This is a genomic window from uncultured Aliiroseovarius sp., assembly GCF_947492455.1.
In the GTDB taxonomy this organism is placed as follows: domain Bacteria; phylum Pseudomonadota; class Alphaproteobacteria; order Rhodobacterales; family Rhodobacteraceae; genus Aliiroseovarius.
Genome location: NZ_CANLNB010000003.1, coordinates 224,279 through 236,532, shown reverse-complemented (window position 1 = coordinate 236,532; position 12,254 = coordinate 224,279). Strand labels below are relative to the sequence as shown.

15 protein-coding genes are annotated in these 12,254 nt (G+C 59.7%); 5 read left to right on the top strand and 10 right to left on the bottom strand.

The annotated features are described in order from the left end of the window. Nucleotides 1–3: 3 nt before the first annotated feature. The 10 genes from Q0677_RS07895 to urtA all read right to left on the bottom strand — a co-directional run bounded on the left by Q0677_RS07895 (nucleotide 4) and on the right by urtA (nucleotide 9,717). A complete protein-coding gene (locus tag Q0677_RS07895) occupies nucleotides 4–813 on the bottom strand; it encodes a glutathione S-transferase family protein (RefSeq protein WP_298908118.1) in 810 nt (269 codons plus the stop codon). Between the two features lie 5 nt (nucleotides 814–818). Then, nucleotides 819–974, bottom strand: a complete 156-nt coding sequence (locus Q0677_RS07890; RefSeq protein ID WP_298908116.1) for a hypothetical protein — start codon at nucleotides 972–974, stop codon at nucleotides 819–821. A gap of 21 nt (nucleotides 975–995) precedes the next feature. Next, on the bottom strand, nucleotides 996–1,748 hold the full coding sequence (locus Q0677_RS07885; protein ID WP_298908112.1) for an ABC transporter permease: 753 nt from the start codon (nucleotides 1,746–1,748) through the stop codon (nucleotides 996–998). Beyond that, on the bottom strand, nucleotides 1,748–2,545 hold the full coding sequence (locus Q0677_RS07880; RefSeq protein ID WP_298908110.1) for an ABC transporter ATP-binding protein: 798 nt from the start codon (nucleotides 2,543–2,545) through the stop codon (nucleotides 1,748–1,750). The genes Q0677_RS07885 and Q0677_RS07880 overlap by 1 nt, the downstream gene beginning before the upstream one ends. A 54-nt stretch (nucleotides 2,546–2,599) precedes the next feature. Next, entirely contained in the window at nucleotides 2,600–3,604 is a 1,005-nt protein-coding gene (locus tag Q0677_RS07875; RefSeq protein WP_298908106.1) for an ABC transporter substrate-binding protein, read from the bottom strand. A gap of 151 nt (nucleotides 3,605–3,755) precedes the next feature. Further along, complete coding sequence (gene urtE / locus Q0677_RS07870) at nucleotides 3,756–4,451, bottom strand: urea ABC transporter ATP-binding subunit UrtE (protein ID WP_298908103.1); 696 nt, start codon at nucleotides 4,449–4,451, stop codon at nucleotides 3,756–3,758. Between the two features lie 3 nt (nucleotides 4,452–4,454). Then, nucleotides 4,455–5,195 (bottom strand): urea ABC transporter ATP-binding protein UrtD, encoded by a 741-nt coding sequence (gene urtD, locus Q0677_RS07865; protein ID WP_298908100.1) that lies wholly within the window; start codon nucleotides 5,193–5,195, stop codon nucleotides 4,455–4,457. Further along, on the bottom strand, nucleotides 5,192–6,424 hold the full coding sequence (gene urtC, locus Q0677_RS07860; RefSeq protein ID WP_298908097.1) for an urea ABC transporter permease subunit UrtC: 1,233 nt from the start codon (nucleotides 6,422–6,424) through the stop codon (nucleotides 5,192–5,194). The genes urtD and urtC overlap by 4 nt, the downstream gene beginning before the upstream one ends. Before the next feature lie 3 nt (nucleotides 6,425–6,427). After that, nucleotides 6,428–8,383, bottom strand: coding sequence for an urea ABC transporter permease subunit UrtB (gene urtB, locus Q0677_RS07855; protein ID WP_298909106.1), 1,956 nt, complete (start codon nucleotides 8,381–8,383; stop codon nucleotides 6,428–6,430). Between the two features lie 53 nt (nucleotides 8,384–8,436). Then, on the bottom strand, nucleotides 8,437–9,717 hold the full coding sequence (urtA, locus tag Q0677_RS07850) for an urea ABC transporter substrate-binding protein (RefSeq protein WP_298908094.1): 1,281 nt from the start codon (nucleotides 9,715–9,717) through the stop codon (nucleotides 8,437–8,439). A 455-nt stretch (nucleotides 9,718–10,172) separates the two neighbouring features. Between urtA and Q0677_RS07845 the strand changes: the two genes are divergently transcribed. Genes Q0677_RS07845 through Q0677_RS07825 form a run of 5 tightly spaced genes read left to right on the top strand, consistent with a single transcriptional unit; the run spans nucleotide 10,173 to nucleotide 12,250 of the window. After that, nucleotides 10,173–10,946 carry an urease accessory protein UreD gene (locus Q0677_RS07845; RefSeq protein WP_298908090.1) on the top strand — a complete coding sequence of 258 codons (774 nt, stop codon included), beginning with the start codon at nucleotides 10,173–10,175 and terminating at the stop codon, nucleotides 10,944–10,946. Nucleotide 10,947: 1 nt separating this feature from the next. Beyond that, on the top strand, nucleotides 10,948–11,250 hold the full coding sequence (locus tag Q0677_RS07840) for an urease subunit gamma (RefSeq protein WP_282182628.1): 303 nt from the start codon (nucleotides 10,948–10,950) through the stop codon (nucleotides 11,248–11,250). 12 nt (nucleotides 11,251–11,262) lie between these two features. After that, nucleotides 11,263–11,403 carry a hypothetical protein gene (locus Q0677_RS07835; protein ID WP_298908086.1) on the top strand — a complete coding sequence of 47 codons (141 nt, stop codon included), beginning with the start codon at nucleotides 11,263–11,265 and terminating at the stop codon, nucleotides 11,401–11,403. Further along, entirely contained in the window at nucleotides 11,400–11,705 is a 306-nt protein-coding gene (locus tag Q0677_RS07830; RefSeq protein ID WP_298908085.1) for an urease subunit beta, read from the top strand. The genes Q0677_RS07835 and Q0677_RS07830 overlap by 4 nt, the downstream gene beginning before the upstream one ends. A 26-nt stretch (nucleotides 11,706–11,731) precedes the next feature. Further along, the gene (locus Q0677_RS07825; RefSeq protein WP_298908082.1) at nucleotides 11,732–12,250 is read left to right on the top strand and encodes a hypothetical protein; all 519 of its coding nucleotides are present in this window, start codon (nucleotides 11,732–11,734) and stop codon (nucleotides 12,248–12,250) included. Nucleotides 12,251–12,254: the final 4 nt, after the last annotated feature.

Sequence of the window (12,254 nt, the reverse complement as noted above, 5' to 3'; positions counted from 1 at the left end):
GGCTCAGCCCTCACCCGCAGCAACCAACCCAAGCTCTTCATCAGATGCCGTTGGCGCGTATTTGTCGCGCGGGGGCATTGGGCGCGTCTGCCAACTTGGTTCAAACACGAAACTCGAGACCTTACGCCCATCAACCAGCGCCCCATTCCCGGCCCCTAAAGCGTAATCGTAGTAGAGCTTCACGATCTCTTCCTCGGACACCTGATCGGTCGCCTCATGCGCCATGCAAGCCGCCCGCCATTTGGCGACGCGGTCATAGTCGGGACCAGTCGGCAATTTGAAATCCTCATAGTAGTCAAGGAACCAGAACCGCTTGAACATTGGGGTGAACACGGCCTCTGCCAGACCGAAGTCGTCGAACAGGAAGGTGCCGTCCGGGTTGTAGGCAAGCAGGAAGTCATTGAGGTCCCTGTAAAGCCCAAGCAGCTTGTCGTTCAGCGCCGCGCGCTGAGCCTTGTCCTGATTCATCACATAGATATAGCCCGCCATCGTGAACGGACCCTCTTTGGCGATCAGCATGGATTCCACCGCGTGTTCATAGGGATCGCGCCGTCGCAGCGGCTCGCCGTCGAGCACTTCATCCAGATAGCGCAGGATCACCAGACTTTCCTTGAGGATCTTGCCCCCAGAGGTTTCAAGGACCGGCAACGCTGTCGTGCCCCGCGTTTTTTCCAGAAGCTCCGGATCGCGCGGCTTGGTGATGTCGACGACGCGGAACTCGACAGCATCCTGCTGGCCGCGCAGGGCCAACAAGATCTCTAACCGTTGAGAGAAAGGACAGACAGGGATGTGGTAGACAACGGGTTTGGTCATAGCTCTCAATCTGAATGGGGACCGGTGAAGGTCATGTTATGGCGGTCGCAGGATTCCACAATGGCAGGCATATCGTCAGGAAATGCAAACTGACCCGCGGCCATGTCGGCAAAGAACCCTTCGGTGACCGCAGCATAGATCAGCACCAAGCGCCGACTCAATCAGTGATCTCCAGGCGCCAGCTATCGATCGGCCCAGCCCGCAAAGATCCGTTCAAGGAAAACCACGACATAGAACAGCACGATCCCCAGAAAGGCCAACATCACTAGAACGGCAAACATCAGCGGGTAGTCCGAGTTCGTTTTGCCGCTATCGAAAAGCGCGCCCAAGCCACGGCCATGGGGGCTTACGATCTCCATCAGGTTGGTGCCAATGAAGGCCAAGGTGACTGCAACTTTCAACGCACCGAAGAATTCGGGAAGAGTTTTCGGCAGCGCGATCTTCCAGAAGATCGTGGCTTGACTGGCCCCGAGCGACCGCAGGATGTCGCGATATTCGGGCTCTAGCGTCGACAGCCCGATCGAGACGGAAACGGCGATGGGAAAGAAGCTGATCATGAAGGCGATCAGGATGGTGTTGAAGTCATGCTGGCCCACGAACATCAAGGCGACGATGGGAACGACGGTTGCCTTTGGGATCGCGTTGAAGCCGACCAACAACGGATAAAGCGCATCGCGCATCAGGCGCGAAAAGCCCATCAGCATGCCCAGCCCGGTGCCCACGACAATGGCCAGAAGCAGCCCGACGACGGTGCGCCACAGGGTCTGCCAGCTCATGACAAGGAACAGATCCCAGTGCTTGGTAAAGGCCGGCCCCAAGTCTGACGGCGAAGCCATCTTGTAGTTGGGCCAGCCATTGGCCCGGACCAGCCCCTCCCACAACAGAAGAAACACGATCAGGGCGGAGGCGGGGACAAATGCACTGCGCAAGGACATCACGCGACCTCCTGATCTGACGGGGCGCGACCTTGTGCGATCTCGATCTGGTGGCGCAAGATGGCCAGCATCTCGGCGGCTTCGGGTGTATAGAGATGTTCAAGGTCACGCGGCCCAGTATCGGGGACATCAAGCACATATTGTGTGCGTGCGGGGCGCCCCGACAGCACAATGACCTGATTGGCAAGGAAAATCGCCTCGCGCAGGTCGTGGGTGATCAACACGCCGGTGAAAGACTCTTGTTCCTTGACCTTGTGCATGGTCTGCCACAGATCCTCGCGGGTGAAAGCGTCCAGCGCACCAAAGGGTTCATCCAAGATCAGTACCTCGGGCTTGTGTACAAGCGCCCGGCACAGCGAGGCGCGCTGTCGCATCCCGCCCGACAGTTCCGAAGGGCGCTTGTCCTCGAACCCCTCCAACCCGACCAGAGACAACAGATAGCGCGCGCGCTCGACCCGTTCGGTTTTCGACAGCGAGTTGGACACGATTTCCAAGGGCAGCATGACGTTTTGCAGGATCGAGCGCCACTCCAGCAGGACCGGGTTCTGAAATGCCATACCGACAGTGGACCGGGGGCCAGCCACGATTTCGCCATGCAGCATCACGCGGCCCTCGTCCGGTTTCATCAGGCCAGACACCAACCGGGTCAGCGTGGACTTGCCGCAGCCGGACGGGCCGACCACGGCAACAAACCCGCCTTCGTCCAGCGACATTTCCAACCCGTCGAGCACCGGCAACGGCCCCGTCGGGGTCTGATAGGCGTGGCGCACGCCTTCGATCTTGATCATCGGATACATGGATATGCTTTCAACGGTGGACCGCGCGAGGTGTCCCCGCGCGGCCCGCTCCAGTCATTGCAGCGGAAAACCACCCTCGGGCAGGTATGCATCGGTAAAATACAACGCCGCGTCGGGGGCAGACTGGAATTCATAGGTCGTGGCGATCTGGTCCAACGAGCTTGAAAACCGCGCGCCGTCCACTCCGCCCATGCCATTGGCCATCGTATAATCGGTCACAACGTTGGCATCGATTGCCAGCTGCAGTCGGCGTTGTTCCAGCGCGGGATCAGCGGCCGGGTTGCGTTCCATCAGGCTGGTGATCGCCCCGGCGGGATCCGAGATGGCATCCGTCCACCCTTTGGCAATCGCACCCAGAAACCCTTTGATTTCCTCGGGATGCGCAGCCGCATATTCGGTATTCACGATGACCGCATTGCCATAAAGGTCCACGCCGTAATCTGCCATCAGAATGGTCGAGATGTCGTCTTCGGGCACATCGAGACGCACAAGGTTCAGGTAGGACGAGAAGCTGAAGCCGGTGATCGCCGCCACGTTGCCTTCGGCCAGCATGGGTTCACGGGTCGGAAAGCCCACGGGCTCGACCGTGATCGCGTCCATGTCCAGACCGTTTTCAGCCGCAAAGATCGGGAATTGCGCCCAAGCGCCATCGGGGGGCGGCGCGCCCAGCACTTTGCCCGCAAGATCAGCGGGCGCCTCAACCCCCAGAGACTTCCGACCAATCACTGCAAAAGGCGGCTTGTCATAGACCATCATCACAGCGGTCACCGGCGCGCCGGGGTTCTGGTCAAGAAACTTGATCAGGCTGTTGATGTCGGCAAACCCAACCGGAAACGCACCCGTGGCCACCTTTGGGATCGCATCCAGCGACCCGGACCCGGCAGAGATTTCAACCGACAGGTCAGCCTCGGCAAAATAGCCTTTGTCGATGGCGACGAAATAGGGGGCAGCCGGGCCTTCAAACTTCCAATCCAACGCAAAGGGAAGGGGCGTCTCGGCATGGGCAGCAGCGCTAAGGACAAGGCTCGCGCCGATGGCAGCAACAGTTCTCACAAACACATTGATCTCCTGTGATTTCACAAAGGGTTTTGCCCATTGTTGGTTATCCAAGATCAGGGTCCAGACGCGCCCGATTATTTTTGTACCGATTGGTAAAAAAACATTGCAAACGACGCATTTATAGCGGTTTTGCCTGTTGATTGAGCAGAGGTTAAACGGACACCTGCGGCAACAGTTCCTCGCGCGTTGTGTCGGATTTACGGCCCGAGAACACGACCTCTCCGCGCCGCAGGACGACGATGTTGTCCGCAAGGTCATAGGCGAAGTCGAAATACTGTTCGACCAGCACGATCGCCATGTCCCCTTTGCCGCGCAACAGGCGAATAACCTCGCCGATTTGCTGGATGATGTTGGGCTGGATGCCTTCGGTGGGTTCGTCGAGCAACAGAAGCTTGGGCCGGGTAATAATCGCGCGGGCGATGGCCAGTTGTTGTTGCTGCCCACCAGACAGATCACCGCCGCGCCGGTCCAGAAAATCCTTGAGGATCGGGAATAGGTCGAACACCTCGTCCGGGATGCGATGGTCTGCAGCAGGCAGGCAGGAAAACCCGGTTTCAAGGTTCTCGCGCACGGTCAAAAGCGGAAAGATCTCGCGCCCTTGTGGGACCACGGCGACGCCTTTCTTGGCAAGCGCATGGGCAGACATCGGTGGCAGGTCTTCCCCGTCCAAAACCATGCGCCCGCCGGACCGGTTATGCATCCCGCAGATTGCGCGGATAAGGCTGGTCTTGCCCACGCCGTTCGTCCCCATGACACAGGTGACGGCCCCGGCCTGCGCGTCCAAGGATACGCCGTGCAGAATTTGCGAATGGCCATAATGCAGAGTGAAATCTTCGATATTCAGCATGGTTTAGCGCCCCAGATATACGTCGATGACCTGTTGGTTTGCGGTCACGTGATCCAAGCTGCCCTCGGCCAGTACCGACCCTTCGTGCAGCACGGTGACGCGGCAATCCAGACGGCGCACGAACTCCATGTCATGTTCCACCACGACCACGGCGCGGGTCTTGGCAGCTTCCACCAGAATTTCTGTCGTGTGCTCGCGTTCCGCGGGCGTCATACCTGCGGCGGGTTCATCGACCAAAAGCAACCGAGGCTCCTGCGCCAGCAGCATCCCGATTTCCAGCCATTGCTTTTGCCCGTGGCTTAGCTCGCCCGACTTTCGATCAAGCGCGTCGGACAGGCCGATTTCCTCGGCCAAGGCATCTACGCGAGAAAGGTCCTGCGCAGAGGCGCGATAGAACATCACGGTGAACGGATTGCGATTGGCCTTCAGCGCCATCAGCAGGTTTTCTTTGACCGTCTGATCCTCGAACACCGTTGGTTTCTGGAACTTGCGCCCAACCCCTTCGCGGGCGATCCGCGCTTCGGACATCCCCAGCAGCGAGATATTGCGCTCGCCCCACGTTACGCGTCCTTCGTCCGGGCGCGTTTTGCCGGTGACGATGTCCATAAAAGTGGTCTTGCCCGCGCCATTCGGCCCGATGATGGCGCGCATTTCCGCGTCACCGATGGCAAAGCTAAGATTGTTGATCGCTTTGAATCCGTCGAAGCTGACCGATACACCCGAGACCTCCAATAGACGGCTCATTGGCTGGCCTCCTGTTCTCGTAGAGCACCAGCATCGGGGCCCAGATCGGCCTCGTGGCGGTCGGGGCTTTTGCGATCCGTCCACAGATCGACCAGTCCTCCGATCCCTTTCGGGGCAAACAGCGTCACAAGGACAAAGCTGAAGCCCAGTACGATCAACCACCAATCAACCCATTTCAGCGTGTAGAACCCAAGGTTCAAATCAGGTGCCTGCCCGCCTGTGAACCACGAGGAGACAAGGCTGACAAACACCGCACCGATAGCCGCGCCGTACAGACGCCCGCGCCCACCAATGGCGACCCAAACGGCCAGATAGATCGAGGCGATGGGCGCGATTTCGGCGGGATTGATGATACCCGCTTGCGGATAGTACAGCGCGCCGGCCACACCTGCGATCATTGCGGTCGCCGTGAAAACGAACAGCTTATAGCCCTCGACCGAGTAGCCCAGAAAGCGCACCCGTGCCTCGTTGTCGCGGATGCCACGCATGACCGATCCGAACTTGCCCGAAACAAGCCACGCCGCGAACACATAGCCCAGCGCCAGTGCCGCAGCCGAGGCCCAGAAGAACCAGATCGAGATCTGGGCCTGCGGTACATGATCCAGCCCCGGAAGATTCTGAAGCCCGGACAAGCCGTTGTTGCCCCGCAGCCCGCTGTCGTTTTGGAACAGATACAGCGCCAGCGCCAAGGTCATCGCTTGGGTCAGGATCGACAGGTAGACGCCGGTCACCCGCGACCGGAAGGCCAGCCAGCCGAACACCAGCGCCAACAGCCCCGGCACCGCGACCACCAGAATAAGCTGGATTGTGAAACTGTCGGCAAAGGCCCAGACCAAGGGAAACTCGCTGGAGCCAACCACGCCAAAGATTTGGTTGCCGATGGCTTCGACGATCTCGCCCTCGGTCGGGGGGATCGGCGCATCAGCCATCGAGCTAACGACGATCCCATGCGTGCGGGCATACATCAGCCACATGCCGATCATATAGCCCCCCAGCCCGAAGAAGGCGAAGTGCCCCAAGGACAGGATGCCAGTATAGCCCCAGACCAAATCCATCGCCACGGCGACAAGCGCAAGGCACAGCGTCTTGCCCAGCGTTTTCACGAAACTGGTCGAGATGACCCCGATGCCCGAGCCCTCGGCCAAGACGGTCACGCCCAACGCGAATGCGGCAAGCACGATCAGGAAGATGACGTTCGACGGGGTGCGTGTCAGAAAGGTATTCGGCATGACTTAATCCCCCGCCGCGCGGCCCTTAAGGGCGATGATGCCCCGTGGGCGGAACTGGATGAAGATGATGATAAAGACGATCATGTAAGTCTGGGCGGCCAGCGTGTTTGAGGGGTTCAACCACTCGACCCCTTTCTGGAAGAAGCCGATCATCGTGGCCCCGGCCAGCGTGCCCCAGATGTTGCCAACCCCGCCGACAACAACCGTCATGAAGCTTTGCACGATGTAATCACTGCCAAGCTCGGACGTGACCTTGGCAAAGAGGCCAATCGCAACGCCGGCAATGCCCGCGATGCCCGAACCAAGGCCGAAGGTCAGCATGTTCACGCGCTCTGGGTTGATCCCCATCGACGCCGCCATGGAACGGTTCTGCGTCACCGCGCGGGTTTCAAGACCCAAGCGCGTGCGGCGCATGATGAACAGGAAGACGCCAAGGAAGATCAGGGCCAGTACGAAGATCGCGATGCGGATATAGCTGATCGACACCACGTCATTCAGCACCCATGCCCCATCCAGCCACCCCGGCGCCGTTAGCGGGCGGGCTTGCGTGCCAAAGATGTTCTTGGCCAGCTGTTGCAGCGCAATCGAGATGCCGAACGTGGCCAGAAGCGTTTCCAGCGGGCGGTTGTACAGCCAGCGAATGACCAGACGCTCCATCGCGACACCGGCGGCAAAGGTCACGGCAAAGGCCAAGGGCACGGCCATCAGAATCGACACAGTGTGGTTCGGAACCATTTGCTGCACCACGTAGCCCGTGTAGGCGCCCATCATGATGAACTCGCCATGGGCCATGTTGATGACCCCCATCACGCCAAAGGTGATCGCCAGTCCAATCGCGGCAAGGAAATAGATCGAGACAAGTGACAGCGCATCCAGCGTCAGGTCGACGGCTTGACCCGCAGCGACCCGTGTGGTGATACGATCCAGAGCATCCTGAGCCGCAGTTGTGATGGCGGCAGAGGGTTCGTCATAGACCTCGGCAAAACTGTGTGTGCCAAGGCTTGCTGCGACGTCAGCGTCTGTGACCAATGGCGGCACAAGACCCGCATCGGTCAAGGCCGCATAGGCGCGGGCGCGAGCGGCATCGGTATTCAACTGCGCAATCGGCACGCCCCCGGCATCGGCACCATCACTGTGCTCCAACAACGCGGTGCGGATGTCATCGCGCGTGATCTGCGCTGGCGCCATGCCCTGTGCGACCAGCACTTCGTATGCGGCGTCCGACGACAAACTATCCTGATCCGGCTCTAGCACCCGCGCGACATTCACTGTGTTGGGGACGTCCCCGGCAAAGGCGGTCAGCGTTGTGGTCACCAGAGGGTTGAGAGTCGCACGCACGTCAAGGCCAAGATCATCCGACATCTCGTTGATGGCGGCAATGCGGGTCGTTTCGTCTTGGTCATAGGCGATGGTCAGAAGCCGTTCGATCCGTATTTTGCGAGTCTTCAGGACCAGGTCAGTCTCGCCCTCGATCGAAGCTCGTAGCGGTTCCAGAAGCTTCCCGTCTGGAGCGCGCTCAATAGCCGACAAGGCCTCGGCGCGCAGAACTGGGTCCGGGTCCATCAATTGGAACTGCACCAACGCGGTTGCGATCATCGCGCGGATGCCGCTATTGGGTTTAATCTGCTTTAGGTCTGATTTCGGAACGTCCCCGACCTTGGCTCCGGTGTCGAAATCAAACAGGCGATAGGTCTTTGAATCCAGCTTTTCGCCGCGAAAGAACAGCCCGTCAGCCTTGCGCATCCACATCGCCTTGGCCTGCCACGCCTGCATCACATCTTGTGCTTGGGGAAGGCCACTGGCGGCAACGCCTTGGATCGCGGGTTCGATGGTCTTGCGCGAGCTTTTCACAATCAGATCGCTGTGTTTTTGCAGGATGTCCTGCATAGGCGTGCTCTGCGCCCAGGCCGTCAAAGTGGTCAGCAGGACCAGTAGCCCAGCTAAGAGGGGACGTTTCATAATGCTCATGCCTCAAGGCCCCGGAGGAGAGAACCCCTCCGGGACAGTTGCGATCAATAGTTCGAGTTCATCTGAACGCAGCTTGCGGTCTCGGTGTTGTACATCCCGCAGCCAAGATCTTTCCAATCGGACTTGAGCACTGCCGATTCAGGCAGGAAGTCGGTCCAGGCATCGCCCGGCACTTCTTCGGTCTGGCTGATGATGTCGAACTGACCATCTTCCAGAATTTCGCCAATCAGAACCGGTTTCGCCAAGTGGTGGTTGGGCAGCATGACAGCCGTGCCACCGGTCAGGTTCGGGAACTCTTGCCCGTACATGGCGGTGCGGACGGCATCGACATCGGTGGTGCCTGCGGCCTCGGCAGCATTCACCCACATGTTGAAGCCGATATAGTGCGCTTCCATCGGGTCGTTGGTCACACGCTCTTCACCCATGCGGGCCTTCCATGCGGCGACCCATTCGGTGTTGGCGTCACTTTCAGCAGACTGGAAATAGTTCCACGCAGCCAGATGGCCGACCAGGTTCGAAGTATCCAGACCCGACAGCTCTTCCTCGCCGACCGAGAACGCGACGACCGGAATGTCATCTGCCGAGATGCCAGCGGCGGCCAGTTCTTTATAGAAACCGATATTGGCGTCACCGTTGATGGTGCTGATTACGCCGACTTTCTTGCCGTCCGCGCCCAATGCAACCACATCGGCCACGATCTTGGACCAGTCCGAATGGCCAAACGGGGTGTAATTGACGAAGATATCGTCGGCGGCAATGCCCTTGTCCTGCAGATAGCTTTCCAGAATATTGTTGGTGGTCCTGGGGTAGACATAGTCTGTGCCAAGCAGAGCAAATTTCTCGACCCCCAGTTCCTCCAGGAAATAGTCGGTTGCAGGGATCGCCTGCTGGTTCGGAGCTGCGCCGGTGTAGAATACGTTCTTCGAGCTTTCCTCGCCCTCGTACTGAACCGGATAGAACAGCAGGCCGTTCAGCTCTTCGATCACGGGCAGCACGGATTTGCGCGACACCGAGGTCCAGTTGCCGAAGATCACGTCGACATCATGCACGGTCAGAAGCTCGCGCGCTTTTTCAGCGAACAGAGGCCAGTCCGAGGCAGGGTCAACGACGACGGGCTCGATCTCGCACCCCAGCACGCCACCTTTGGCGTTCTGCTGCTCGATCAGCATCAGCATCGTGTCTTTCAGCGTGGTTTCCGAAATTGCCATCGTGCCTGACAACGAATGCAAAACACCTACTTTCACAGGGCAATCGGCGGCTTGCGCCGCAACGGTCATTGCGGCAACCGCGGCGGTGGTCGTCAGTGTGGTTTTCAAAATAGTCATGTATTTCTCCCGGCGGAGGGGGTCGGGGGTGCTTGCGTCATCGCGCATCTTTCCGTACCCAGTCCCCGCAACTTCTGTTGCACCCGTGTGGCGACCTTTCCGAGCTGCAATTCGTCTGGTCGTCACACACCCGTTTCCCAAGATCGCTCTCGGCGGACATGAATAGCGATTCTGCGCTGCGGCGAAAAACGCAATCCCTCGGCCATGTTTTTTGCCCACGCTGCATGCAACTGCCCATATTTTCGGCGGAACGCGGCGGGGAACCCTAAAAACCGGGCAATTGTGGTTTCGCGGTGCGGCGTCAGCGGATTTTTGTGGAACCCCGCGCGTCGCCCTTTGAAAAAAGTGGGGAAGCGTCAAACCCGGCGCCAGTCCTATGAGGCCCCGCCATAACCCTGTCTGCTCGCATATCTGCCCCCTCGGCCACGCCGGTTCAGCCGCGCGCGATTGGCCGTGTGTCTCTGTCGGTCAAACCGGGACCGCGCGGGTCCGTTCTGGACAGCCTGCGCCAGTCAGGGTCTTTGCGCTGCCTGTTCCCGCGCCCCAAATCCGATGGGTTAGAGGCCGTCGTTGTGAACACGGCGGGCGGGATTACTGGGGGCGACAGCTTCCAGATCTCGGCCGGGGTGGCTCAGGGATGCAGCCTGACGCTGACCACCCAAGCGTCGGAACGCGCCTATCGCGCCCAGCCGTCCGAATATGGGCAAATGCGCACGGATTTGAAGGTCGCGCCCGGTGCCTGTCTGAATTGGGTGCCACAAGAAACCATCCTGTTTGACCGCAGCGCTCTGGATCGCAGGTTGACGGTCAATCTGGCCCGCGGCGCGAAGGCACTGGTGGTCGAGCCGGTAGTATTTGGTCGTCAGGCGATGGGCGAAGAACTGTCGAACCTACGCCTGCGCGATCGCATCGAGATCCGGCGCGAGGGCCAGCCCTTATTTCTGGATGCCACCCGTTTTGACGGAAACATGGCCGCGCATCTGGATCGCCCACATATCGCGAATGGCGCACGCGCGATGGCGCTTCTAGCCTATGTCGCGCCTGATGCGCAGGGTCAGATTGATCCTTTGCGCGCGCTCCTGCCCGAAACCGCCGGTGCCACCGGGATCGGAGACGACCTTCTGGTCCTGCGCATCCTTGCGCCCGACAGTCACGCGCTGCGGCAAAGCCTGATCCCGATCCTGAACCGCCTGACACAACACCAACTGCCCAGATGCTGGATGATCTAAGATGAACCTGACCCCCCGAGAAAAAGACAAGCTTCTGGTGGCGCTGGCCGCCGAGGTCGCCCGCAAACGGTTGGCGCGTGGCGTCAAGCTCAACCATCCCGAGGCAATCGCCCTGATCACCGACGCCGTGGTCGAAGGGGCCCGCGATGGCCGCTCGGTCGCGGACATGATGGAAGCAGGCGCCCATGTGGTCACTCGCGACCAGTGCATGGAAGGCATTCCCGAAATGATCCACGACGTGCAGGTCGAAGCGACCTTTCCCGACGGCACCAAGCTGGTGACCGTCCACAACCCCATTCGCTGAAAGGAACGCATGATGAAATATGGTCTTCCCCTTAGCCTGATCGCCACACCGGCCCTCGCCCACGGTGATGACTTTCTTCATTTCCATGCCACGGACCTGCTGGGTCTGGTGCTTTCGGTCCTGTTGATCGCAGTCGTCTGGAAACTGTCATGATCCCCGGCGAGCTTTTCCCCGGTGAAGGTGCATTGACCCTGAATGCCAATCGATCTGCGATCACCCTGATGGTGGCCAACACGGGCGACCGCCCAGTGCAAGTCGGCTCGCATTATCACTTTGCCGAAGCAAACCCCGCGCTGGACTTTGATCGACAGGCAGCGCGCGGCCATCGTTTGGACATCGCCGCTGGCACCGCAGTGCGTTTCGAACCGGGCCAACGGCGCGAAGTCCAACTTGTTCCAATGGCCGGAGACCGCCGCGTCTTCGGCTTCAACCAACAGATCATGGGAGATCTGTAACCCCCATTCAATCAACGGAGACCACAATGAATATCGCAGCAATTTCAGTAGGTGCCACGTTCGAGGCCCTCTATCTCGCGCAATCGGTTTTGGCCCGCCAAGAGAAGGCGCTGAAATCCGTGTACTACACGATGCTGAATGCCAACCCGATGATCCATCTGTTGGCACCCGAAGCAATTGTGACGCCCCCGGTCGTCAAACCAGTGCCACTAAAGGCAAAGGCACCTGCGCCCGCGAACAAAGCTGCGACCCCCAAACCAAAAGCGCCCGTGGTCAAAGCGGTCGCCCCCGAACCCGTTGCCAAGGCGCCCGAGACCAAACCCGTCGCGCGCAAGACCACACCGGCAGCTCCTAAAACGAAACCATCGACTTCCAAAGCGAAAGCGGCTGCGCCCAAGGCCAAATCCAGCGCAGCCCCCGCCAAACGGAAACCGACCGCGAAAGCTGCCGCAAGCGACAGCAAGCCAAGCCGATCCCGCCGCTCGCGCGCGCCGTCCAAACCCGAGGTGCCTGAATTCGCCTCGAAAGCCAAATCCAAGGACTAACCCA

Excerpts from the sequence above, each read along its gene's own strand:
- Q0677_RS07895 (WP_298908118.1), bottom strand. The coding sequence starts at position 813 with ATGACCAAACCCGTTGTCTACCACATCCCTGTCTGTCCTTTCTCTCAA.
- Q0677_RS07885 (WP_298908112.1), bottom strand. The coding sequence starts at position 1,748 with ATGTCCTTGCGCAGTGCATTTGTCCCCGCCTCCGCCCTGATCGTGTTT.
- Q0677_RS07880 (WP_298908110.1), bottom strand. The coding sequence starts at position 2,545 with ATGTATCCGATGATCAAGATCGAAGGCGTGCGCCACGCCTATCAGACC.
- urtE (WP_298908103.1), bottom strand. The coding sequence starts at position 4,451 with ATGCTGAATATCGAAGATTTCACTCTGCATTATGGCCATTCGCAAATT.
- urtD (WP_298908100.1), bottom strand. The coding sequence starts at position 5,195 with ATGAGCCGTCTATTGGAGGTCTCGGGTGTATCGGTCAGCTTCGACGGA.
- urtC (WP_298908097.1), bottom strand. The coding sequence starts at position 6,424 with ATGCCGAATACCTTTCTGACACGCACCCCGTCGAACGTCATCTTCCTG.
- urtB (WP_298909106.1), bottom strand. The coding sequence starts at position 8,383 with ATGAAACGTCCCCTCTTAGCTGGGCTACTGGTCCTGCTGACCACTTTG.
- urtA (WP_298908094.1), bottom strand. The coding sequence starts at position 9,717 with ATGACTATTTTGAAAACCACACTGACGACCACCGCCGCGGTTGCCGCA.
- Q0677_RS07840 (WP_282182628.1), top strand. The coding sequence starts at position 10,948 with ATGAACCTGACCCCCCGAGAAAAAGACAAGCTTCTGGTGGCGCTGGCC.
- Q0677_RS07835 (WP_298908086.1), top strand. The coding sequence starts at position 11,263 with ATGAAATATGGTCTTCCCCTTAGCCTGATCGCCACACCGGCCCTCGCC.
- Q0677_RS07830 (WP_298908085.1), top strand. The coding sequence starts at position 11,400 with ATGATCCCCGGCGAGCTTTTCCCCGGTGAAGGTGCATTGACCCTGAAT.
- Q0677_RS07825 (WP_298908082.1), top strand. The coding sequence starts at position 11,732 with ATGAATATCGCAGCAATTTCAGTAGGTGCCACGTTCGAGGCCCTCTAT.